Source organism: Paenibacillus glufosinatiresistens (assembly GCF_031470375.1).
Taxonomy (GTDB): Bacteria; Bacillota; Bacilli; order Paenibacillales; family Paenibacillaceae; genus Paenibacillus_AQ; species Paenibacillus_AQ glufosinatiresistens.
This window is the reverse complement of record NZ_JAVFHT010000020.1, coordinates 17,543-39,208: the sequence shown is the minus strand read 5'-3', so window position 1 is coordinate 39,208 and position 21,666 is coordinate 17,543. Positions and strand designations below refer to the sequence as shown.

The 21,666-nt window shown below is 59.7% G+C and carries 20 protein-coding genes; 9 read left to right on the top strand and 11 right to left on the bottom strand.

Going from position 1 to position 21,666, the window contains the following annotated elements; genetic code table 11:
- Positions 1-6: 6 nt before the first annotated feature.
- Positions 7-1,362 carry a PFL family protein gene (locus RBI05_RS16715; protein ID WP_310551916.1) on the top strand — a complete coding sequence of 452 codons (1,356 nt, stop codon included), beginning with the start codon at positions 7-9 and terminating at the stop codon, positions 1,360-1,362.
- A gap of 126 nt (positions 1,363-1,488) precedes the next feature.
- Here the strand turns inward: RBI05_RS16715 and RBI05_RS16710 are convergent, their stop codons facing one another.
- Entirely contained in the window at positions 1,489-1,998 is a 510-nt protein-coding gene (locus RBI05_RS16710; protein ID WP_310551890.1) for a hypothetical protein, read from the bottom strand.
- A 259-nt stretch (positions 1,999-2,257) separates the two neighbouring features.
- Here RBI05_RS16710 and RBI05_RS16705 point away from each other — a divergent pair, with 259 nt between their 5' ends.
- Positions 2,258-3,259: a CgeB family protein gene (locus RBI05_RS16705; protein WP_310551889.1), complete on the top strand. Its 1,002-nt coding sequence runs from the start codon at positions 2,258-2,260 to the stop codon at positions 3,257-3,259.
- Positions 3,256-4,380: a glycosyltransferase WbsX family protein gene (locus RBI05_RS16700; RefSeq protein WP_310551888.1), complete on the top strand. Its 1,125-nt coding sequence runs from the start codon at positions 3,256-3,258 to the stop codon at positions 4,378-4,380. The genes RBI05_RS16705 and RBI05_RS16700 overlap by 4 nt, the downstream gene beginning before the upstream one ends.
- 86 nt (positions 4,381-4,466) lie before the next feature.
- Here RBI05_RS16700 and RBI05_RS16695 read toward each other — a convergent pair whose 3' ends face one another.
- The gene (locus RBI05_RS16695) at positions 4,467-5,927 is read right to left on the bottom strand and encodes an MFS transporter (protein WP_310551887.1); all 1,461 of its coding nucleotides are present in this window, start codon (positions 5,925-5,927) and stop codon (positions 4,467-4,469) included.
- 176 nt (positions 5,928-6,103) lie between these two features.
- On the opposite strand from RBI05_RS16695, the gene RBI05_RS16690 reads away from it, so the two are divergent.
- Both RBI05_RS16690 and RBI05_RS16685 read left to right on the top strand, forming a co-directional pair.
- Positions 6,104-6,526 (top strand): MarR family winged helix-turn-helix transcriptional regulator, encoded by a 423-nt coding sequence (locus tag RBI05_RS16690; RefSeq protein WP_310551886.1) that lies wholly within the window; start codon positions 6,104-6,106, stop codon positions 6,524-6,526.
- Between the two features lie 75 nt (positions 6,527-6,601).
- Positions 6,602-8,086: an N-acetylmuramoyl-L-alanine amidase gene (locus RBI05_RS16685; protein ID WP_310551885.1), complete on the top strand. Its 1,485-nt coding sequence runs from the start codon at positions 6,602-6,604 to the stop codon at positions 8,084-8,086.
- A gap of 95 nt (positions 8,087-8,181) precedes the next feature.
- On the opposite strand, the gene RBI05_RS16680 is transcribed toward RBI05_RS16685, so the two are convergent.
- Positions 8,182-8,802 carry a 50S ribosomal protein L25 gene (locus RBI05_RS16680; protein WP_150457150.1) on the bottom strand — a complete coding sequence of 207 codons (621 nt, stop codon included), beginning with the start codon at positions 8,800-8,802 and terminating at the stop codon, positions 8,182-8,184.
- Positions 8,803-9,076: 274 nt separating this feature from the next.
- Here RBI05_RS16680 and RBI05_RS16675 point away from each other — a divergent pair, with 274 nt between their 5' ends.
- Together RBI05_RS16675 and RBI05_RS16670 are read left to right on the top strand one after the other, a co-directional pair.
- A complete protein-coding gene (locus RBI05_RS16675) occupies positions 9,077-9,352 on the top strand; it encodes a GNAT family N-acetyltransferase (RefSeq protein ID WP_150457149.1) in 276 nt (91 codons plus the stop codon).
- A gap of 58 nt (positions 9,353-9,410) precedes the next feature.
- Positions 9,411-10,265 carry a GNAT family N-acetyltransferase gene (locus tag RBI05_RS16670; protein ID WP_310551884.1) on the top strand — a complete coding sequence of 285 codons (855 nt, stop codon included), beginning with the start codon at positions 9,411-9,413 and terminating at the stop codon, positions 10,263-10,265.
- Between the two features lie 137 nt (positions 10,266-10,402).
- Here RBI05_RS16670 and RBI05_RS16665 read toward each other — a convergent pair whose 3' ends face one another.
- Together RBI05_RS16665 and RBI05_RS16660 are read right to left on the bottom strand one after the other, a co-directional pair.
- Positions 10,403-11,125 (bottom strand): hypothetical protein, encoded by a 723-nt coding sequence (locus RBI05_RS16665; RefSeq protein ID WP_150457147.1) that lies wholly within the window; start codon positions 11,123-11,125, stop codon positions 10,403-10,405.
- Positions 11,082-11,537, bottom strand: a complete 456-nt coding sequence (locus tag RBI05_RS16660) for a flavodoxin (protein ID WP_150457146.1) — start codon at positions 11,535-11,537, stop codon at positions 11,082-11,084. The genes RBI05_RS16665 and RBI05_RS16660 overlap by 44 nt, the downstream gene beginning before the upstream one ends.
- A 208-nt stretch (positions 11,538-11,745) precedes the next feature.
- Here RBI05_RS16660 and RBI05_RS16655 point away from each other — a divergent pair, with 208 nt between their 5' ends.
- On the top strand, positions 11,746-12,609 hold the full coding sequence (locus tag RBI05_RS16655) for a class I SAM-dependent methyltransferase (protein ID WP_150457145.1): 864 nt from the start codon (positions 11,746-11,748) through the stop codon (positions 12,607-12,609).
- Between the two features lie 6 nt (positions 12,610-12,615).
- On the top strand, positions 12,616-13,380 hold the full coding sequence (locus RBI05_RS16650; protein WP_310551883.1) for an RluA family pseudouridine synthase: 765 nt from the start codon (positions 12,616-12,618) through the stop codon (positions 13,378-13,380).
- 144 nt (positions 13,381-13,524) lie between these two features.
- Here the strand turns inward: RBI05_RS16650 and RBI05_RS16645 are convergent, their stop codons facing one another.
- The 6 genes from RBI05_RS16645 to RBI05_RS16620 all read right to left on the bottom strand — a co-directional run bounded on the left by RBI05_RS16645 (position 13,525) and on the right by RBI05_RS16620 (position 21,555).
- Entirely contained in the window at positions 13,525-13,974 is a 450-nt protein-coding gene (locus RBI05_RS16645; protein ID WP_310551882.1) for a MarR family winged helix-turn-helix transcriptional regulator, read from the bottom strand.
- A gap of 216 nt (positions 13,975-14,190) precedes the next feature.
- Positions 14,191-16,626 (bottom strand): DNA gyrase subunit A, encoded by a 2,436-nt coding sequence (gene gyrA / locus RBI05_RS16640; protein WP_310551881.1) that lies wholly within the window; start codon positions 16,624-16,626, stop codon positions 14,191-14,193.
- 40 nt (positions 16,627-16,666) lie between these two features.
- Entirely contained in the window at positions 16,667-18,646 is a 1,980-nt protein-coding gene (gene parE, locus RBI05_RS16635) for a DNA topoisomerase IV subunit B (protein WP_150457141.1), read from the bottom strand.
- A gap of 59 nt (positions 18,647-18,705) precedes the next feature.
- Positions 18,706-19,692 (bottom strand): ABC transporter permease, encoded by a 987-nt coding sequence (locus RBI05_RS16630; RefSeq protein ID WP_310551880.1) that lies wholly within the window; start codon positions 19,690-19,692, stop codon positions 18,706-18,708.
- Complete coding sequence (locus RBI05_RS16625; protein WP_310551879.1) at positions 19,685-20,671, bottom strand: ABC transporter ATP-binding protein; 987 nt, start codon at positions 20,669-20,671, stop codon at positions 19,685-19,687. The genes RBI05_RS16630 and RBI05_RS16625 overlap by 8 nt, the downstream gene beginning before the upstream one ends.
- Before the next feature lie 17 nt (positions 20,672-20,688).
- On the bottom strand, positions 20,689-21,555 hold the full coding sequence (locus RBI05_RS16620; protein ID WP_310551878.1) for a GDSL-type esterase/lipase family protein: 867 nt from the start codon (positions 21,553-21,555) through the stop codon (positions 20,689-20,691).
- Positions 21,556-21,666: the final 111 nt, after the last annotated feature.

Sequence of the window (21,666 nt, the reverse complement as noted above, 5' to 3'; positions counted from 1 at the left end):
CCCATGATTTCTTTGGTGGAAGTAGAAGAGACGAACAAGATGATCCGGGAGATGAACCTGGATGTGCGGACCATTACAATGGGCATCAGCCTGATGGACTGCGCGCATACCGACCTGAAGATATTTAATCAGAAGATCTATGACAAAATCACCCGGTCCGCCGAACACCTCGTCAAGACCGGCAATGATCTGGAGAAACAATTCGGCGTGCCGATTGTCAACAAACGCATCTCCGTCACTCCCATCGCCATCGCCGCCGGCTCGGTCGCAACCGATACGTATGTGCCCGTCGCCGAAGCTCTGGACCGCGCCGCCCGCGAAGTCGGCGTCAACTTCATCGGAGGCTTCTCCGCTCTCGTGCAGAAAGGCTGCACGACCGGAGACCGCAAGCTGATCGAGAGCATTCCGGAGGCGCTGGCCGTTACCGAGCGGGTCTGCTCTTCCGTCAATGTCGGCTCTTCGCGCAGCGGCATCAACATGGACGCCGTCAAGCTGATGGGCGACATCATCCGGAGAACTGCGCTTGCGACACAGGACCGCGATTCCATCGGCTGCGCCAAGCTCGTCGTCTTCTGCAACGCCGTGGAGGACAACCCGTTCATGGCCGGCGCTTTTCACGGAGTCGGCGAACGGGAGACCGTCATCAACGTCGGCGTCAGCGGCCCGGGCGTCGTGAAGCGGGCGCTGGAAGAGGTCAAGGGCCAGGACTTCGAGACGCTGTGCGAGACGGTCAAACGGACGGCGTTCAAGATTACGCGCGTCGGCCAGCTTGTGGCCCAGGAAGCCTCCAGACGGCTTGGCGTGCCGTTCGGCATCATCGACCTGTCGCTGGCTCCTACGCCGCTGGTCGGAGACTCGATCGCCGAGATTTTTCAGGTCATGGGGCTGGAGGAAGCCGGAGCTCCCGGCACGACAGCCGCACTCGCCATTCTGAATGACAACGTCAAGAAAGGCGGCGTCATGGCCTCTTCCTATGTCGGCGGTCTCAGCGGTGCCTTCATCCCCGTCAGCGAAGACCACGGCATGATCCAGGCCGTGCAGCGCGGCGCGCTGACGCTGGAGAAGCTGGAAGCCATGACCTGTGTCTGCTCCGTCGGACTCGACATGATCGCCATCCCCGGCAGTACCACGAAGGAGACGATCTCCGGCATTATCGCGGACGAAGCCGCCATCGGCATGGTCAACAACAAGACGACCGCCGTCCGGCTGGTCCCTGTCATCGGCAAGGAAGTCGGCGAAATGGTCGAATTCGGCGGACTGCTCGGCTACGCGCCGGTCATGGCCGTGAACCGGTTCGACTGCTCCGGGTTCGTCAACCGCGGCGGCCGTATCCCGGCCCCGATCCACAGCTTCAAGAACTAGCAGCTGGAAGGAAGCCGGGTTCTCTCCCGGATGCTGCTTCCATCTGCTCCGCCGATACAGCAAAGGCGGCAGAGAGTCCCCTCACGGGAGCTCCCTACCGCCTTTTTTTGCCGGAAGAACTAGGATTTAAGCCAGGTGCATCGCCAAGGTCGGCGCGCCGCTCGTCAGGTCCACGAACAGCACATAGCTCTGTCCATCGGTTCCCTTCACGATTACACCCGGCTGGTTAGGAACGGCTGCGGCATAGAACAATACCGGCAGGCCGGAGACCGCACCGGCGCCGGGAGCCGTCGGTACCCCCGTCATATTGGTCCGATGGGCTACCGTCATGCTGCCGCCGACACTGGCTTCTCCGAGAACACCGAGATGCGTTCCGACCGTCTGGCTTCCGTTCACGTTGAAGTTGCCCGCCACCGTCTCGCTTCCGTTGACATTGAAGTTACCGTCTACCGTCTGGCTGCCATTGACATTGAAGTTGCCATCCACGGTCTCGCTGCCATTGACATTGAAGTTGCCGTCAATGGTCTCGTTGCCGTTCACCTGGAATGAACCGAGCACTGTCTGGTTGCCATTGACCTGCAAATCCTGATTGATGGTCTGGCTTCCGGTTACCAGCACATTGTCGAATGTAGGCATTTCATCCATCCTCCCGCTTGTGTGTTCGAACTTCCTGCACGGTTGCCGGAAGAACGGCAGCACCGTTCCGCCGCGTTCGGTACGATATACCCTATGCGTCAAGGACGGACCGGGGCTCGGACATTCATCTATCTGGAAGCTCCGCTTCGGCGGAGATGCGTTCCCGGGCATGGTCGGCTGCCCCTTACTGAATATCCGCTCCGCTCATACACTGTCTCGAAGAAACAAGCGAGCCTTCTTGTGAAAAGGAGCATGCCGGATGAATATAATGCCTGACTTCTCCCCCTCTTCCCCTCTCTTCCGCGGCCACTATCTTAGACCTGCCCTTCGGCCGGACAGCGAAAGACAGCGGCGCAGGTCCACTCCGCTTCGGAACTGGAAGGAGCTGCGGATTCTCTTAATCGCCCCCGAGCGGGGGCCGGCCTCCTCGCTCGTCCCCGTCCTGGAGGAGCCGCTTCGGCATCTGCTTCGGGATGTAGTAACCATTAAATACACACATTCTCTGGAGCGCTACCTCGGAAGCTCCCGTCCGGAGCTGGTGCTGGTAACCGGAGACGGGTGCGGCTTGCCGGAGCGCAATCTTCGGATGCTGGCTGCATCCGGTGCTGTCCGCGCAGCTTGGGTGAGCGATGAAGAGACGCCTGCCGGATTCACTCCAAGCCCCCGGCCTTTGTTCGACTTTATATTCACGCAGCGCTACGCGAATCTCACGAATTACCGGGTTCTGTGTACGGAAGCGGTCCATTACCTTCCTCTTCCTCCGGACACTGCCCTTTATCGTCCGCGTCCCGCAAATGCCGGGTTCCGCTCGGATATCCTGATTGTGGAGGGGAACTATTCGAACGGGGAACTGAACCGCTGGCTGGAGGAACTCCCGCTGGAGGGCAAAAAGGTGCTGCGTATTCGGGACGGGACGCTCCCCCTCGCCGAAGAAGCCGATTATTTCAGCGGCGCCCGGATGGTCATCAACGCTTCAGGCAAGCTCGGAACAGCGCAGAACGTAAGTGCCTGCGGAACATTTCAGCTGATTCGGGATGATCCGGCTCTCTACGACTACACGGCGAACAATCCGGCCCTGGCTGTATTCCACAGCGGCGGGAAGCTCCGGGAGCTGTTCTATCACTACTGGGAAGATCCCGACCGGCGGCGGACCCAGGCCTCCCGGGCGCTTGCCGACCTTCGTTACAACCGGTCCGGGCTGAATCAGAGCATGAAGCTCCTGACCCGGCTGTCCGCGGTCTCTCAGGTGGACGAACGATGAAGATTATTGCCTTTGTTCTCCCTCAGTTCCATGCGATTCCCGAGAATGACCGCTGGTGGGGTCCGGGATTTACCGAATGGACGAATGTCCGGAAGGCACAGGCGCTGTTCCCCGGTCACCGCCAGCCGAAGGTACCGCTGGGAAGCATCTATTACAATCTGACGGAAGCTGCTACCCGCGAGCGTCAGGCCATGCTGGCGCGGCGCTTCGGCATCTACGGGTTCTGTTACTATCATTACTGGTTCGGCGGAGGCAGACGGCTGCTTGAGCGACCGGTGCAGTCCATTCTGGCCTCGGGCCGTCCGGACTTTCCCTTCTGTCTCTCCTGGGCCAACGAGCCCTGGACCCGGCGCTGGGACGGTATGGATAGCGACGTTCTGATGCCGCAGACTTACGGGGACGAAGAAGATTGGGTCCGGCATTTCGATGTCCTGCGGGAAGCCTTCCTTGATTCCCGGTACATCCGGGTTGAAGGAAGGCCTATGTTCGTCCTATACCGCCCGGCCGATATTCCCTGCTGCACGGAAATGCTGGAATGCTGGCAGAGGTTGGCCCGGGCTGCGGGGCTGCCCGGCCTGCATGTGGTGCGAACGCTCGGCGGCTTTCCGGCCGGAGCGAAGACGGAGGGTTTTGCCGCCAGCTTGGAATTCGAGCCGCATTATACCTTCGCTTCGGGAGAAGCGCCGGAGCTCTGGAGCGCCGTGCCCACCCGGGAAGGCGAGCTGCTCGTTCTGGACTACGATCAGCTGTGGCGCTCCATTCTGGATCGCAGCCCGCACCGGGACGGAGAACCGGTCTACCCCGGCGCATTTGTCGATTGGGACAATACCCCCCGGAAGGGAGCCCGCGGGCAGAGCACGCTCGGCGGCACCCCCGAGAAGTTCGGCCGCTATCTCGCCCGGCAGATTGAACGCGCCAGGGAGGTCTATGAGAGTCCCTTCCTCTTCCTGAACGCCTGGAATGAATGGGCGGAAGGCGCCTTCCTGGAACCTGACGAAGACCATGGGGACCGTTATTTGCAGGCGGTCCGCCGCGCTCTGGCCGAATCGGCGAATCCCGGGGAGAATGCGGAACAAGGCGCCCCGGCGGACCAGCCCGCCAGGACGCCTCGCACCAATTAAAGCGAGATAAGGATGCGCCTTGCTCCCGTGTCACGAGACTTGACTATAAAGAGGACGTGGCGCGGCCGCCGGCAAGGGAAGGCGGATCAGCTCCGGGCCTGAACTTTGGCTCGCTTCGCCCGCAGGAGACGCCACCCGGTCAGCATGGCCGCAACGGCGCAGATGGAAGACGAAGTCAGAAAGACGGTGTGCATGCCGGCCAGAAAGATCTCCGGCCGGCCGGCAACCAGACCGGTTACCCGGTATCCCGCGCGATGGCTCATCACCTGGAACAAGACGGTCGTCGCCACCGTTATGCCGACCACCATGCCGATGTTGCGGACGAGCGAATTGACGCTGCCAGCCGAGCCCAGCTGGGTTCGGGGAACCTGGGACATGACGAGCGAGTTGTTCGGAGACTGGAACAGTCCGCCTCCGACTCCCAGGAGCACAATCCACAGACCGACCAGCCCTACGGGGCTGCCGTCGTGCAGCCGGGCCAGTCCGATTTGGGCGATCATCATGACCACCAGCCCCGCGAAGGTAAGAAATTCCGAGCCGATCCGGTCTGACAGCGCCCCGCTCAGCGGCGCGACTATGACCATCGAGATCGGCATCAGCATGAGCAACAGGCCCGCCTGGGCAGGATCGAGGCCCAGCATGTTCTGGGTATAGAACGGAGCGATAATATTGAAGCAGAAATTCGCCGTGAAGACGAGAAAGCCGCACAGAATACTGACCGAGAACAGCGGATTGCGGAACAGGTTCATCTGAAGAAGCGGCTGCGGATTGCGGACCTGGCTCCAGAGGAACGCTCCCAGCGTCAGGGCCGCTGCGATGAGCGCGGCGATGATGCGGACATCTCCGTAACCGGTCTGCTGGCCGATCAGAAGGCCGGCGAACAGCAGCACGATGAAGACGGCGAACAGGGCGCTGCCCCGAACGTCGACGGAGGCTTTTACCCGGACCAGGTCCTTCGGCAGCAGCTTCATCCCGATCAGATAGGCAATCAGGCCGATCGGCACGTTGATCCAGAATATATACGGCCAGCCGAAGCCGGACAGAATGACGCCTCCGAGGCTGGGGCCTGCGATGCTTCCGAGGGAGACAAAGGTGCCGATCAGTCCCAGCGCCTTGCCCCGCTCGGTAGGAGGGAAGATATCGGTTACGATTCCCTGGCTGTTGGCCATTGTCATCGAAGCGCCGAGCGCCTGAATGACCCGGGAAGCAATCAGAAGCGGCAGCGATCCGCTGAGCCCGCAGAGCAGCGATCCGATAATGAAGACCAGCATGCCGGTCTTGAAGATGCGAATCTTACCGGCAATGTCTCCCAGTCTGCCAAAGAACAGAATGGCGGCGCAGATCGCCATCAGGTAGCCGGTCGTCACCCACTCGATATCGGCCATCGGCAGGCCAAGATCCCGGGAAAGGATCGGAAGCGCAATATTGACAATGCTCCCGTCGAGTGTCGACATGAAAGTGAACAGATTGAGCACGATCAGAATAATCCAGCGCCGTTTCTGGATATTCGGGTCCTGCTGGTACGTTGGAATAGAGCCTGGACTCAAGCGAAGCACCTCGAATGTTGGAATGGATTGGCTAACCGGCGGTTTTTAGTTGCAGATGCAACCGGCAGCATTCACCAGTGTACCGCAACTTAGTTGCGCACGCAACACTTATCGGTTACAATGTGGGCGGACCGGCTGACACAGCCGTTAAGCTCATTTAAAGAGGTGTTAACCTGTTGAAGAAGGAACCGATTGGCAAGCTGCTCTCTTACCTTCACCGCAACAACCAGAAGACGCTGATCAAGGAGCTCGTGCCTTACGGCATCGGCGGAGGCGGGCAGCACAGCTTCCTGAAGCTGATTCTCTCCGAGCCTGGCATCACCCAGGACCAGCTGACGGTCCGGCTGAAGTTCGACAAGGCGACGACAGCCCGCTCCGTCAAACAGCTGGAAGACTCCGGTTACATCGAGCGTCAGGTCGACCCGCTGGACCGGCGTTCCCATTTGCTCTTTCCTACCGGCAAGGCGAAGGATTTCGAGCCGGTTCTCGAGCGAATTCTGGAGACCAACAACCGCAGACTGGCCCGGCATCTGACCGAGGCCGAAGAAGACCAGCTGATCGGCCTGCTTCAGAAGATGATCGGCGACGACAAACTCTGATTCTCTTCCGCTTCGTTACGCAACCTTTCCCAGAATTTAGCGTCTGATTGTATAAGGAAAGGTGGGTGCAATGAGGTGAGAAGGTTAGTAATTTGTTGTATGCTGCTGCTCCTGCTGCTTCCATCGGCCGGACAGGCCTTGGCAAGCGGGCGGCAGCCGGCGATTGTCGTGGATGGCCAGACGCTCTCGCTCCAGAAGAAAGACAAGGTGGAGAATCTGGGCGGAAGCGTCATGGTGCCGCTGCGCGTAATTGCCGAGAATCTCGGTCTTCCGGTAAGCTGGGAGCAGGCCACGGGCCGGATCGTCATCAATCGGGAATTCGGCGAGATTGAGTTGACGGTGGGCAACAGAACGGCGGCGATCGACGGCAAGTCCACAAGGCTGGAAGCTTCCCCCGTGAACCGGGGAGGCACTACCCTGGTGCCGCTTCGGTTCATCGGGGAAGCGATGGGACTCAAGGTCGGTTGGGACAATCAAGCCAAAATCGTGTCGCTGACCTCGGCTCTGCCGGCGCAGACGCCGCAGCCGAGCGCTGTGCCGACTCCGTCGGCCTCCGCAGCGCCGGCTTCTCCTCTGCCGTCTGCTACCCCGGCTCCGTCCGCTTCCGCCTCCGCCTCTGCGGTCGTGAAGGACATCAGCTTCAGCGAGAACCGGCTGATGATTACGTATGAAGGGGCGGCCCAGCCTGTTGTGAGCACCCGGAGCGCCGGCTCCATATCCGTTGCGCTGCCCAAGACCGATCTCTCATCGGCTCTTGCCGCCACGTCGGGCTTCAACCTGCTGACCGGTACCGGCGATCTTCCGGTAGCCGGTTCCGGCCCGGTTACCGCCGTTCACTACAGCGCCGACCCTTCCGTTCCATCTACGGCGCTGCTGACGCTGACACTGTCCGGAACCTCGGCCCCGGTGTATACCACCTATACGGAAGGCGACGGCAGCACAGTCCTGTTCGTGGTCCAGTTCGGCGCTGCCGCTTCGGCCGTCCCGCTGCCGTCGATGCCGGCACCGGTTCCGGGCAAGAAGCTCGTTGTACTGGACCCCGGCCACGGGGACGGCGATTCAGGCGGCGTCGGAGCAGCGCTGACGCTGGAGAAGAACGTGAACCTCTCGCTGGCCCTCAAGGTCCGGGACATTCTATCGTCCCGTCCGGATCTGCAGATTGTCATGACGCGCGAGGACGATACGTTCATTCCGCTCTCGACTAGAGCGCAGATCGCGAACCAGCTTCATGCCGATGCCTTTATATCGTTTCATGCCAACAAGGCTCCCGGCAAGCCCACCGTGGGCGGCACGGAGACGTACTATTACGGCAACGGCGGCAAGTCTCTGGCGGAGACGATGCACCGCCATCTCCTCGCCGCCACAGGGTTCAAGGACCGGAAGGTCAAGACCAACCGCTATGTGGTGCTGAGAGAGACGACAATGCCCGCGACGCTGATGGAAGTCGGCTTCCTCTCCAATCCGCAGGAGGAGGCGGTCATCAATTCCGCAGACTTCCAGAACCGGGTAGCCGCAGCCATCGCGGACGGCATCCTCGATTATTTTCATCTGAACCCCTGACCGGCTGCTATCAAAAGGGCGGCAGGCCCCGCTCCCTCCCGGGAGCGGAGTCTGCCGCCCTTCTCTTGGTTGAATGACTTCCTTGAACGTCGTTCTTAGGCTTCCTCGCCCTCGCTGCCTTCGGCAGCCTGTGCCGTCTCGGCTTCCGGAGCGGTTCCTTCTTCGCTCTCCAGTTCTTCCGTTACCGCAGGCGGCGCCAGCTTCACAACCAGCGTCTCGGCGTCGTTCAGAATGGTCCAGCCTTCCGGAGCTTTCAGATCCGACACCAACAGCTGGTCGCCAATCTCCAGTCCGCTTACGTCGACTTCCAGCACCGGCGCCAGCTTGTCCGGCAGAGTGCGGACGTCAATCTCATGCAGTTCTACCGTCTGGACGCCGCCGCTCTTCGCGCCTTCCGGCGTTCCTGTAAAATGCAGCGCAACCTTGGTGTCGAGTTCCGCCTTCATATCAATCAGGTGCAGGTCTACGTGCAGCAGCTTGTTCGACAGCGGCTGGCGCTGGACCTCATGAATAATAACGTCCTTGGTGCCGGTTGGCAGCTCCGCTTTCAGCACTGCACGGGGATTGCGGACCAGAATATGATCGATGGTCTTGGCGTCCGCGCTCAGAGCAAGCGATTCCGAACCCGCGCCGTATACAACGACCGGCACGAAGCCCTGCCGCCGCTGGGCGGCTGCCTTCCCGGTTCTTTCAGTCAAGCGTACTGTTTCACTCATAGCCAATTCCTCCTGTCTGGGATTAAAAAGCAGAAGACCGATTAGATTATGTAGGGTCTAATCAGTCTCTTATTAACCAGCTTGCCTTGTTGTGGAATCAGTATAGCACTGTAAAGAGGCCGAGTCAAAACGGCTCCGCTTCTTCTAACAGCCGGGTGTCGCCGAAAGACGCCGTGAACAGGGCCTCATTTCCATGCAGTTCGCCTTCTTCCGGCGGCTGCCTCGCTTTTTGAAATCCCGGGTAGTACAATAACGGAAAAAGGAGTGATGACAAATGCCAACCATTCAATCGGACGACAGCCGCTTCTATATCGCGGGAGAAGGCCGCGATCTGGCCGAGATCACCTTCCGCAAGGAGGGGGAAGGGACTCTGGTGATTGACCACACCTTCGTCTCCGAGGATCTTCGCGGCCAGGGTGCCGGCGAGAAGTTAGTCCGGGCCGTTGTGGACAAAGCGCGTGAGGAGAATCTGAAGATTGTGCCGCAGTGCAGCTATGCGGCCCATCAATTCGAGAAACATACAGAATACCAGGATGTCAGGAAGGCGTAAGAGCGCTTCCCTTGATTCGCGCCTCCGGCATGCCTGATTTAACGGGAGGAACCGGAACATGAATACAGACCCTACTTTGGCTATATGGGATGAGATTGAAGAATTGCAGCAGCGGGTTGAAGCGTTTGACGGAATTTCGCTGAAGCTGAACTGGAGCATGCTGCGTGGCAGAATTGAAGGCACCGAGTACATAACGGTCCGGGACGGAAGTCTGCTGGTCGGCTTCATCGGGCTCTATGGCTTTGGTTCGCAAATGGAGATCTGCGGTATGGTCCGTCCGGGTTACCGGCGGCGCGGTCTCTTCACCTCCCTCTGGCGGCAGGCCCGGGAACGGATGGAGAGCCATCCGCCTGAAGATCTGCTGCTCAACACACCGGCCGCCTCCGCATCGGGAGAAGCCTGGATACGCCAGCTCGGAACAGCCGCCTTCTATTCGGCCGAATACCAGATGCTGTGGCAGGAAGAAGCATCCGCTGCGTTCGCCGGCGCGTCTGCTTCGGAGTCGGTGTCGCTCCGGCCCGCGGAACCGAATGACCGAAGCTTCCAGATCGCGCTCGACCGGGAGGGATTCGGCATTCCGCAGGCTGATGCCGAAGAGATGTTCGAACGGATCGAGCGGGAGCCGGGAACAGAATGGATCATTATCGAATGGAACGGGACACCGGCGGGCAAGCTCCGTCTGGAGATGGAAGAGGACGGAACGACGGGGGTGTACGGCTTCGTGGTGGAAGCGTCCTTCCGGGGACGGGGCATAGGGCGAAGCGCCCTGCTCCAGGTGGTCGAGCGGGAACGGCTGAACGGCAACCGTATCTTCCTGGAAGTAGCCGTGGACAATCCGAACGCACTGCGGCTGTACCGGGAATGCGGGTTCGATGTTCTGAATCAGCAGAACTACTACCGCTTCAGCGGCTGAGGCGGGCCGGTTAAGGAACCGGAACCCGCTCTGAATCGGACAGATACCGAACAAGGGATGCGCTGCCATCCGGCTTCCGGCCGGAGGCGCGCATCCCTTTTCTTTTTGCTTCGGGCCCGTATGATCTGTACTCCCCGCTAGACGTAGGGCCGATGAAGCTCTTGCTCCATAAGCGGAGCGAGCAGCCGGAGATAGTCCAGCGATTCCTGAAGCGGCACCGCGCCGCAGTCATGCCGGTCGCTCCGGCCCTCCAGCAGATTATAAATCTCGACGCTCTCCGGAGGAAGACCGTAGGAGATGCGGCAGAAGACATTCGCCATATGCATGAACCCCAGCGCCACCTCCTGCGTGCAGCCCGCCATGAATTTCTGAATGGAGAGGCTTCTTCCCGGCATCTGCGAATGCCAGGCCAGCTGGAAGATTACGGACAGTTCGATGCCGAGCTCCGGCACGGGAACATGCCACTGTTCGTAGAGCATGAAGGGAACCTCGCCCACATGGTTGGAGGAGACGATCCGGATCAGCGAATCGGAGACCGCGTTCTTCACCTCCCACTCCTGCATCAGCGAACGGAATCCGCCTGTGCCCTTGGAGGGCCAGCGCCGCTCCAGCAGGAACAAGACGGGGGTCTGCCGCCTTACTTCGGGAGTGAGGCTGTAGTAGTCATTGAGCGTATGGCCTGCGGCGTACTGCGTCTGCTTGCGCCACAGCGGGACTCCGCGGTTGCGGCTTCCGCAGCAGTCGCAGTCCGAGGCCATATCGAGCACGGCGTGCTCGACGATATAATCATGCAGGCGCAGAGGCATCGAAATCGTCTCAGGACACCGCCGCCATGCAGCGGCGGGCGAACCGGCGTCCATAGTCGCGGCAGCCTTCTTTTTCCTCAGCGTTCGGGCCGTACTCGATCTTCAGGCTCTCTTGAACGAGTTCCGCCCCCTTCTCCCGCAGCTTGGCTTCAATGATGTCGACCGCGCCGCAGTAGACCGCATATCCGGTATCCCCGCTTCCGAATACTGCGCACTTGACTCCTTCAAGCTCTATCTCATCCCATTCTTCGGCAAAATCCAGGAATTCGTCGGGCAGCTCGCCGTCTCCCCAGGTATAAGCGCCCAGCAGCAGGCCGTCATGCTGCACCAGATCCGAGGCGCTGCAGCTGTCCACCTCCCTCAGCACGGCCTCGCAGCCGGATTCCCGGACTCCTTCCGCAATCCGTTCCGCGATATCTTCCGTATTGCCGGTCAGACTGGCATAGACAATCATAATGGACGCCATGGTCGTCGCTCCTTTGCTCGCTATCCCCCCTGCTCTGAATGGAAAGGTGTCCCTGTACGGACTTCAACAAGGGGAATTTATTTGCCCTCAGTTTAATTGATAATGATTCTCATTGTCAATATTTTTCTCTTCTGCCCGGCAGATTGTGGAGTCTGCAAGAAATGATGTACAATAAAGGCTACTTGACTTTTTGAAGGATGGATCGAACATGTATATCGCTCGCGATTGGAAAGATTACGAAGTTCTTGATACAGGGGGCGGAGAGAAGCTCGAACGCTGGGGCGATATTCTTCTTCGGCGGCCTGATCCCCAGATTATCTGGCCTCTGCAGAAGGAGACGCCGGCTTGGCGCGATGTGCACGGCCACTATCACCGCAGCTCGTCGGGAGGCGGGCAGTGGGAAATGAAGAAGCCGATTCCCGAGAACTGGACTCTTGAATACGGCAAATTGAAGTTCCACCTGCGTCCCACCAACTTCAAGCATACCGGCCTGTTCCCGGAACAAGCGGCCAACTGGAGCTGGATGATGGACAAGATCGCCTCTGTGAAACGGCCCATCAGTGTCCTGAACCTGTTCGCCTATACGGGCGGCGCTACCGTGGCGGCAGCCAGCGCCGGCGCTTCCGTCGTCCATGTCGACGCCGCCAAGGGCATGGTTCAGTGGGCGAAGGAGAACCTCCAATTGTCCGGCCTCGGAGACCGCCCGGTTCGTTTCATTACCGACGATGTCTTCAAGTTCGTTCAGCGCGAACAGCGCCGGGGCAGCAAGTACGACGCCATTATCATGGATCCGCCTTCCTACGGACGGGGACCCGGCGGCGAGATGTGGAAGCTGGAGCAGAGTCTCTTCCCCTTCCTGGAGAGCTGCATGAGCATCCTGAGCGACAAGCCGCTGTTCCTGCTCATTAACTCGTATACGACCGGCATTTCGCCGACCGTTCTGGAGAATATGCTGGCGATGACGATGAAGCCGCGCTACGGCGGCAGACTGACTTCGGGCGAAATCGGGCTGCCGATTACGGCGTCCGGCCTGAATCTGCCCTGCGGCATTCTGGGCCGCTGGGAGGCGTAGGACGCGATGACGACAACGCCTCCGAGCGACGGCAGCGGACGGTCTCCCGGACCGGAGGCAGGCGACGCTTCGGATTTCCCGATTCTTTATGAAGACAATCATCTTCTGGGCATCGTCAAGCCCGTCAATGTGCCGGTCCAAGAGGATGCAAGCGGCGACCCCGACCTGCTGACTCTGCTGAAAGAAGATCTCAAACGCCGCTACGGCAAGCCGGGGAACGTCTTCCTCGGCCTTGTGCACCGGCTGGACCGGCCGGTCGGCGGGGCCATGATTTTTGCCAAAACGTCCAAAGGCGCCTCCCGCCTCTCGGAGAGCGTGCGCAGCCGCAGCTTCCGCAAGCTGTACTTCACGGTCGTACACGGCGCGCCCGCTTCCCCGAGCGGACGTCTGAAGCACTGGCTGCTGAAGGATGCCAAGACCAATACGGTCCGGGCCGTGCGCTCCGGGACCCCCGGAGCAAAAGAAGCCATTCTCGACTACACGGTGCTTGGCACGGAGGACGGACTCAGCCTCTTGCGGATCGAGCTGCTGACGGGACGCTCGCACCAGATCCGGGTGCAGCTCTCGGAGACCGGCTGTCCGCTCTACGGGGATCAGAAATACGGAGCCGCCCTCAACAAGCCGGGCTGGCAGATTGCGCTCTGGTCGGCCGTCGTCGGCTTTCCGCACCCGGTTGCGAAGGAAGACGTCACTCTGATCTCCCTTCCGCCCGCCGCCTATCCATGGAATCAGTGGCCCCGCGAAGTCTATCAACGGGCCGTCCGCGATTAACGGGAGAGTCCTTCCTCCGGCATGGGGACGTGCCAAAAGTGAGAATAATAATAAGCTCCAGCCCGAGGAGATGATCCTTGGGCTGGAGCTTTGTTGTTTGGGTTTTAGACGAACGATTGCAATGACCCTCGCCATGCGAAGCGGCTAGCGGCCTGCTTCGACAACCGGCGCATCCGCATCCGCAGCCGGAGCAGCCACCAGCTTGCCCATCAAATACAGAAGAAGCTGCTGATTATGGGCGGAGATATGATCAAGCGCCTCCGCGAAGAAATCGCTTCGCACCTTCATCCCCCGGTTCATCTCATTGCGGCCCAGGTCGGTAATGCTGACCCACACAATTCTGCGGTCTGCCCCATCCCGGTCCCGGTGAATCAATCCGCCGCGCTCCATCCGGTCAAGCAGCATCGTAACGGCGGCCGGACTTGTCGCCAGATGCGGCGCCAGATCCGAAGGCTTCGCAGCCCCCCGTTCCTCTACAAGCTCCAGAACGGTCAACTGCGCATCGGTTAACGACGGAGACAGCTTGCTGTCCATATGAATCTTGTAATCTTTGTACAGCTTATGCCAAATCTTACTGAATTCAAAGGCGTTCACTGGGGTACCTTCCCTTCTGGCCATCTTTCCGAACCTGCTGCGTCCCTGTCTAATACCTATTCGCCGAAAGCCGGCTTTTTCCTGCAAAAAGGAAAATATTTCACATATCAGCTTTCTGAAATGTAAAATACCCGCCGCTGGATGATTGCGGCGGGCAGACCCGGTTGTAAATTCAAAAGCACCGGCTAATTCTTCGGTGAGCCGTACGGAATTCCATTAAACAGACGGAAGAATCTCCGTAATCCCGTTCTTCTTGTCGGCATGAACCAGCAGCTTGCCGGTTGAGCGACGGTCGGAGATCGGAGCCGCATCCGACGTGAAGGCGTGAAGCTCCCCTTCCCCGGTGATTGCGGTAAGGCGAAGCGGTTCCCGGACATAGAACGCGCCGGCAATGACCGTTCCGTTGGAACGGACCCGCTTCCCTTCCTTGAATTCAAAGGTCGGCATTCCCTTGCCGCCCCGGCTCTGAATCGGGTAGTCGGCCAACAGGCTGCGTTTGGCATAGCCCAGATCGCTCATGACCAGCACTTCGCCTTCGTCCTCGGCGGTGTAGAAAGCCGCCACCAACTCGTCCCCGTCCTTCAACTGCATGCCGCGCACGCCTGCGGCCACCCGACCCATCGGATTCACCTCCTGCTCGCGGAAGCGGATGCCCATTCCTTCCCGGCTGACCAGCATCAATTCCTTGTCGCCGCCGCTCATCAGCACCGTCAGCACTTCATCGCCTTCGCCGACCTTGCAGGCGGCAACGCCTCCCGAGCGGGACGTGAAGTATTCCTTCAGTTCCGTCCGCTTCACCTGGCCCTTGCGGGTGATGAACAGCAGACTCCGTTCCGGTTCATCGAAGCTGGCGACCGGCATGACGGCGGCGATGCCGTCTCCCTTGGCGAGCGTGATGACATTGACAATCGCTGTTCCCGGCTCTTTCCACTTGAACTCGGGAATCTGGTGAACCGGAAGCAGGAAGTATTGCCCCTTGCGGGTGAAGACCAGCAGATTGTCGCGGGTGTTGACATCCAGCACTTGAACCATATGATCCCCGTCCTTGACGCCGGAAGTCTCCCGCTCTCCGCCGGAGCGCGTGAAGCTGAGCATCGAGGTCCGCTTGATGTAGCCGTCGCCGGAGAGCGCAACCAGCACATCCTCCGCATTGACCAGCGCTTCCAGGCTTACCTTCAGCTCTTCGACTTCTTCCTGAATGGCCGAACGGCGGTCGATGCCGTATTTATTGCGGATCTCCAGCAGCTCCTTGCGGATGACGGCAATCAGCTTCTTGTCGCTCTCCAGAATGCCCCGCAAGGCGGCAATCTTGGCTTCCGTCTCCTCCAGCTCCTTCTGGAGCGTGACAATCTCCAGATTCGTCAGACGGTAGAGCTGGAGGGTAAGGATGGAGTCGGCCTGCCGCTCGCTGAACCCGAACATCCAGACCAGGTTATTCTGCGCATCCTGCCGGTTCTTGGATGCTTTGATCGCCGCGATGACTTCATCCAGGATGTTCAGCGCCTTGACGAGTCCCTCCAGCACGTGAGCGCGGTCTTCCGCCCGCTCCAGGTCGTACTGGGTGCGGTGGGTAACGACATCGCGCTGGTGGCTGATGTACGCTTCCAGAATCGCCTTCAGCCCGAGCTGATGCGGTGCCTTGTTGACGATCGCCACCATATTGAAGTTATACGTGATCTGAAGATCGGTCTTCTTCAGAAGATAAGCAAGAATTCCCTGGGCATCGGCGTCCTTCTTCAGCTCTACGACGATGCGCAGACCTTCCCGTCCGCTCTCGTCCCGGACTTCCGCAATCCCTTCCACTTTCCGTTCCAGCCGAATGTTCTCCATCGCCGTTACGAGCCGTGACTTCACGACCTGGAACGGAATTTCGGTGATGACAATCTGCTGCTTGCCGCCCCGCAGGTTCTCGATCTCTGTCTTGGAACGCAGATAGATGCGGCCCTTGCCTGTCCGGTAGGCGTCCATGATGCCTTCGCCGCCCATGATGAGCCCTCCGGTCGGGAAGTCGGGACCTTTCATGAAGGTCATGATCTCTTCCAACTCGATCTCCGGCTTCTGCATGACGGCGATGCAGGCGTCTATGGTCTCCCGAAGATTATGCGGCGGGATTTCGGTGGCGAAGCCTGCGGAGATTCCGCTCGCTCCGTTGACGAGCAGATTCGGATAGCGGGACGGCACGACGACGGGCTCTTTTGCCGTATTGTCGAAGTTATCCTTGAAGAGAACCGTGCGCTTCTCGATGTCGCGCAGCATCTCCATGGCGATCGGCGACAGCCGCGCCTCGGTATAACGCATGGCCGCGGCCGGATCATCGTCCATGGAACCCCAGTTGCCGTGCCCATCCACCAGCACATGCCCCATCTTCCAGGGCTGGGCCATCCGGACCATGCCCTCATAGATTGACGAGTCGCCGTGCGGGTGATAGTTCCCCATGACGTCGCCGACGGTCTTGGCCGATTTGCGGTAGGGCTTGTCCGGCGTATTGCCGGAGTCGTACATAGCGTAGAGAATGCGGCGCTGAACGGGCTTCAGCCCGTCGCGGACATCGGGAATCGCCCGGTCCTGAATAATGTATTTGGAATAGCGGCCGAACCGGTCGCCCACGACCTCTTCCAGAAAGGCCGGCAAAAATTGTTCTAGACTGCTCATGCTTTCACCTTCTGTTTCTCATATGTCGGGCTTGCCGCGCTTATTCCTCGGTCTCCGTGAAATCGACGTTCTCCACGATCCAGCGCTTGCGGGGATCGACCTTGTCGCCCATCAGAGTGGATACCCGGCGCTCGGCCTTGGCGGCATCCTCGATCTGGACCTGCAGGAGCGTGCGCGTCTCCGGATTCATCGTCGTCTCCCAGAGCTGCTCCGGGTTCATCTCGCCGAGTCCCTTGTAGCGCTGCAATTCAAAATTCTTGCCGAACTCCTTCAAATAATTCGCCAGCTGTTCGTCGCTCCAAGCATAGCGAACGGTCTCCAGCTTCCCGGACTTGCGGGTGAGCTTGTAGAGCGGCGGCTGGGCGATATAGACCTTTCCGGCATCGATCAGCGGCTTCATATAGCGGTAGAAGAACGTCAGGAGCAGCACCTGGATATGGGCGCCGTCTGTGTCGGCGTCGGTCATAATAATAATTTTGGCAAAATTGCTGTCTTCCACGGCGAACTCGGGACCGATTCCCGCTCCGATGGCGGAAATAATCGCCCGGTATTCGTCATTCTTCAGGATGTCGGCCAGCTTGGCCTTCTCGGGGTTCATCGGCTTGCCCTTCAGCGGAAGAATCGCCTGGAGCTTGGAGTCGCGTCCCTGCTTGGCGGAGCCGCCGGCGGAATCGCCTTCCACGATGAACAGCTCGGTCCGTGTAAAATCCTTGGACTGCGCCGGCGTCAGCTTGCCGCCGAGATTCGACCCTTCGCTGCGCTTCTTGCCGCTGCGGATTTCGTCCCGCGCCTTGCGGGCCGCTTCGCGGGCCTTGGCCGCCTGAATCGACTTCTTCAGCAGGCTCTGCCCGACCTGGGGATTCTCTTCCAGGAACGTCTGCATGTGCTCCGCCACAACGGAATCGACAATCCCCCGCGCGGAAGCGCTGCCGAGCTGGTCCTTCGTCTGACCGACGAATTCCACCTCGGACATCTTGATGCTGATGACCGCCATCATGCCTTCGCGCAGGTCGCCTCCGTCCAGGTTCTTATCCTTCTCCTTGAGAAGTCCGGTTCTGCGGGCGTACTCATTCATCACCCGCGTATAGGCTGTCTTGAAGCCTGTCTCGTGCGTGCCGCCGCTTCGCGTCGGGATCGAGTTGACGAAGGAGACGATCGTCTCCGTATAGCCCCCGTTATATTGCAGCGCCACCTCAACTTCGATCTCGTCCTTCTCTGCGCTGAAATGAACGACTTCGTGCAGCACGTCCTTGCCTTCGTTCAGGAACTGGACGAACTGGCTGGCGCCGCCTTCATAGTGGTATTCATCCTGCCGGCCGGAACGCTCGTCGGTCAGCGTAATCCGCAGACCGGAGTTCAGGAAGGCAATCTCCTGCAGCCGCTCGGCCAGCGTATCGTAATTCAGCGAAATGCCGCCCTGAAAGACGCGAATATCCGGCTTGAAGGTAACCTTCGTGCCGGTCCGGTTCGTATTGCCGAGAACCTCGAGTCCCGTTACGGGCTCGCCGACATGTTCCCGGCCGGAAGCGTCGACCCAGTATTCAAAGCGCATCCGGTGGATTTTGCCTTCCCGGTATATTTCGACCTCCAGCCACTCGGACAGGGCATTCGTAACGGAAGCGCCGACGCCGTGAAGACCGCCGGATTTCTTGTATCCCGCTCCCCCGAACTTGCCCCCCGCATGCAGCATGGTGTACACGACCTGCGGAGTCGGAACTCCCGTCTTGTGCATCCCGGTCGGGATGCCCCGGCCGTTGTCGACCACGGTGACGGAACCGTCCTTGCGCAGCGTAATCTCAATTTTGGAACAATACTTGGCCAAATGCTCATCGACGGCGTTATCTACGATTTCCCATACGAGATGGTGCAGTCCCGAACCGCTCGTACTTCCGATATACATGCCGGGCCGTTTGCGGACCGCAACCAGACCTTCGAGCACCTGAATGTCGTCAGCATCGTATCCGGTCGGCTCTGCCGCGCCGTTCTTGGAAGCTGCAAACAAATCGACCTGTTCGACCATTCAAGCTCCTCCTTCACAAAATGCAAACACTTGTTTTCTTTTTGCTTACCTTGTTCATTCTAATTCAAAATATCCCGTTTCGTAAAGACGGCGAATGAAACCGCCACGGAAACGCCTCCCCAGACGGCCAGAACCGCCAGAGAAAACGGAAGCGTCATCCCCTCGATCGGGGCGGGCATACCCGCCAGATAATTGGTCAATCCGAGATTGACCATGAACAAATATTTGGCGGCCGTCCAGGACGACGCCATGTTCGTCAGTATGCTTCCGGCGATCAGCGCCGCCATCATGACCACAATGCTGGCCGCCGTGCTGCGGACAAGGACCGAGACCATGAACGCCAGCAGCGCGACGACAATGCTGACGAACCAGATCAGGCCGGCCTGCATGAGCATGTACTTCCACTGCGGAACGGCGTGGACCGCCGACATGTCGACGGTGTCGCCGCTGATCCGGAAGCCGGTGAACACCGGGACGTTGAAGCCCCGGTAGCCGAAGGCGAGGCCGGAGATCAGGTAGCTGACCAGATAAGTGGACAGAATAATCAGCGAGACGAACATCAGGAGCGCGGTCATTTTGCTGAACAGAATTCTCCACCGCTTGACCGGCCGGGTCAGCAGCATCTTGATCGTCCCTGTCGTCCGCTCGCCCGATACAAGGTCCGAAGCGACGGCCATAATCAGCAGCGGAATGAAGAGGCTGACGGAGTTATCCAGAAATTCCCGGGTAAAGGTAACGCCGCTCGGCGCGTTCGGATTGACGTCATGATCCAGATAATATTGAAGCTGCTGGACAAAAACTTTGCGGTACGTCTTCCATTCCTCCGGAATCCGGCTGCTGTCCAGCGAATTCTCGTTGTCGGTAATCCGCTGCTGGACTTCGATCCGCCAGTCGGTGAATTTGTCGCGGCTGCGCTCCGCCGCCCGCATCTGCGCATACGTAAACATCGGCACGAGCACGGCCAAAATCAACAGAATGACGTAAAATCGCTTTTTCTTGATGATTTTGAGGCATTCGTTGCGAATGAGGGGAAGCAGTTTATTCAATGGATTCACCCTCCGTCAGTTTCAAGAATAGCTGTTCCAGTGTGGGATTGATTTTATGCACGCCTCCGACGCGGACCCCGGCCGCCGTCAGCGCGGCAACCTGCTCGGGGATACTCTCTTCGTTCATGACGGTCAGCAGGGAATTCGGCCCTATTCCGGCGACGATGGCATCGTCCAGCAGCGTTTCGGCCGGGTCGGCGGTGACGGCTCCGGCCGCCTCCAGCAGCTTCCGGCCCGCTTCCGGCGGGTCCAGCTCCCAGAGCACATAGGGCGAATTTCGGGATACCAGTTCTTCGACGCCTCCCACGGTCAGTACCCGGCCCCGGCTGATGATTGCCACCCGGTCGCACAGCAGCTGGATCTCGCTCAGCAGATGGCTGGAGACGAAGACGGCCATCCCTTCGCCCGCCAGGCGGCGGATGAACTCCCGAAGTTCCTTGATTCCCTTCGGATCAAGGCCGTTCGTCGGCTCGTCCAGAATCAGCAGTCTCGGTCTGCCGAGCAGGGCCTGGGCAATTCCGAGACGCTGGCGCATGCCGAGCGAATACGTGCGCACCTTGTCGTGAATGCGCTGATCGAGCCGGACGATGTCCACTACCTCGGCGATGCGAGCCTCGTCTACCCCGGGCTGCATCCGCGCAAAATGCTGCAGGTTCTCCCATCCGGTCAAATACGTATAGACCTCCGGATTCTCCACGATGGAGCCAACGTAGGCCAGCGCTTTCTCCGGCTCCTTATTCACATTGTAGCCGCAGACCGTAATATCGCCCGAGGTTGGACGGATCAGATCGACGAGCATGCGGATGGTCGTCGTTTTGCCCGCTCCGTTCGGTCCCAGGAAGCCGAATACTTCCCCGGCCTGGACATCAAAGGTCACGTCGTCGATGATCCACTTGCGGCCGATCCGCTTGCGGACATGACGAACGGCAAGCACGGTCTGCTCTTGGGCGCCGCCTGCGGCGGCCGTGTTGTTCTTCATCGCTGCCTTCTCCTCTCTTAGCGGATCGCCTGGGCGATCCGCTGGGCCATCCGTTCATACCCGTTCCCGTTCGGGTGAAAATGGTCGTTGGACAAGTATTCCGCCTGCCGGCCGCTGAACAGGTCCATTGTCGGCACCAGCGTTACCGCCGGCCGCACATTGACGAGATCCAGAACAGCGCCGTTCCAGGCGCTTACCGCCTGGTTGCCCGGCTGCAGAAGCTGCGGTATATCGCCGAAAGGGTTGTACAGCCCGACCAGGTAAATGCTCGCCTGCGGGTTCAGTTCAATCAGCGTGTCGAGCGCGGAGCGCATCCGTTCCGCGGCTGCGGGGAGCGCGCCGAGCAGCGCTTTCGGATCAAGTTCGCCCTGCGCAGCGGGGGCGGGAGCGGAGGCCTTTGGCTGCGTCTCCCCGGCGGCTGTGCCGGCATCGTCCGCAATGACACCCCCGTCCGCGATGCCCGAGCCCCGGAACAGGTCATTGCCGCCGATGGAGACCAGAATCACATTGGCCTTCTTCACGGCGTAGCGGACCCCCTCTTCCTTCAGCCGGTCCTGGAGACCCGCTGTCGTCAAGCCGTTGACGCCCAGGTTGGCCACAAGGCTTGCCTTTAATCCCCGGTCCGTCAGCACATCGACCGTACGTCTTGCGAAGCCCTTGCCGTCCCGGTCGCCCGTTCCCTTGGCCAGGGAATCGCCGAGCGCCACAATGCGGTATTCTTCTTCCACCGGAGGCGCGGTGGCCTGCGGCGTTCCGGCGGCAAGCTCCTCACCCCGGGGATTTACAATATCACGCACGGCATAGAGGAAGCCGATTGCAAGCAAAAGACTGGCCGCAAGCGACAGAATGCCGACGCTTCGCCAGGTCCATCTGGAGTCCTTCATTATAATCCCTCCGTCAATTACTTCCATCTGGTTTATATCTAAACATAATTCTTCCCGGGAGCTTTTGCAAATGCACGGCAAAAAGCCACCCCTTTTCGCGTAAGCGAAAGG

Excerpts from the sequence above, each read along its gene's own strand:
- RBI05_RS16710 (WP_310551890.1), bottom strand. The coding sequence starts at position 1,998 with ATGCCTACATTCGACAATGTGCTGGTAACCGGAAGCCAGACCATCAAT.
- RBI05_RS16705 (WP_310551889.1), top strand. The coding sequence starts at position 2,258 with ATGAATATAATGCCTGACTTCTCCCCCTCTTCCCCTCTCTTCCGCGGC.
- RBI05_RS16700 (WP_310551888.1), top strand. The coding sequence starts at position 3,256 with ATGAAGATTATTGCCTTTGTTCTCCCTCAGTTCCATGCGATTCCCGAG.
- RBI05_RS16680 (WP_150457150.1), bottom strand. The coding sequence starts at position 8,802 with ATGAGTGAAACAGTACGCTTGACTGAAAGAACCGGGAAGGCAGCCGCC.
- RBI05_RS16675 (WP_150457149.1), top strand. The coding sequence starts at position 9,077 with ATGCCAACCATTCAATCGGACGACAGCCGCTTCTATATCGCGGGAGAA.
- RBI05_RS16670 (WP_310551884.1), top strand. The coding sequence starts at position 9,411 with ATGAATACAGACCCTACTTTGGCTATATGGGATGAGATTGAAGAATTG.
- RBI05_RS16665 (WP_150457147.1), bottom strand. The coding sequence starts at position 11,125 with ATGGACGCCGGTTCGCCCGCCGCTGCATGGCGGCGGTGTCCTGAGACG.
- RBI05_RS16660 (WP_150457146.1), bottom strand. The coding sequence starts at position 11,537 with ATGGCGTCCATTATGATTGTCTATGCCAGTCTGACCGGCAATACGGAA.
- RBI05_RS16655 (WP_150457145.1), top strand. The coding sequence starts at position 11,746 with ATGTATATCGCTCGCGATTGGAAAGATTACGAAGTTCTTGATACAGGG.
- RBI05_RS16650 (WP_310551883.1), top strand. The coding sequence starts at position 12,616 with ATGACGACAACGCCTCCGAGCGACGGCAGCGGACGGTCTCCCGGACCG.
- gyrA (WP_310551881.1), bottom strand. The coding sequence starts at position 16,626 with ATGAGCAGTCTAGAACAATTTTTGCCGGCCTTTCTGGAAGAGGTCGTG.
- parE (WP_150457141.1), bottom strand. The coding sequence starts at position 18,646 with ATGGTCGAACAGGTCGATTTGTTTGCAGCTTCCAAGAACGGCGCGGCA.
- RBI05_RS16625 (WP_310551879.1), bottom strand. The coding sequence starts at position 20,671 with ATGAAGAACAACACGGCCGCCGCAGGCGGCGCCCAAGAGCAGACCGTG.
- RBI05_RS16620 (WP_310551878.1), bottom strand. The coding sequence starts at position 21,555 with ATGAAGGACTCCAGATGGACCTGGCGAAGCGTCGGCATTCTGTCGCTT.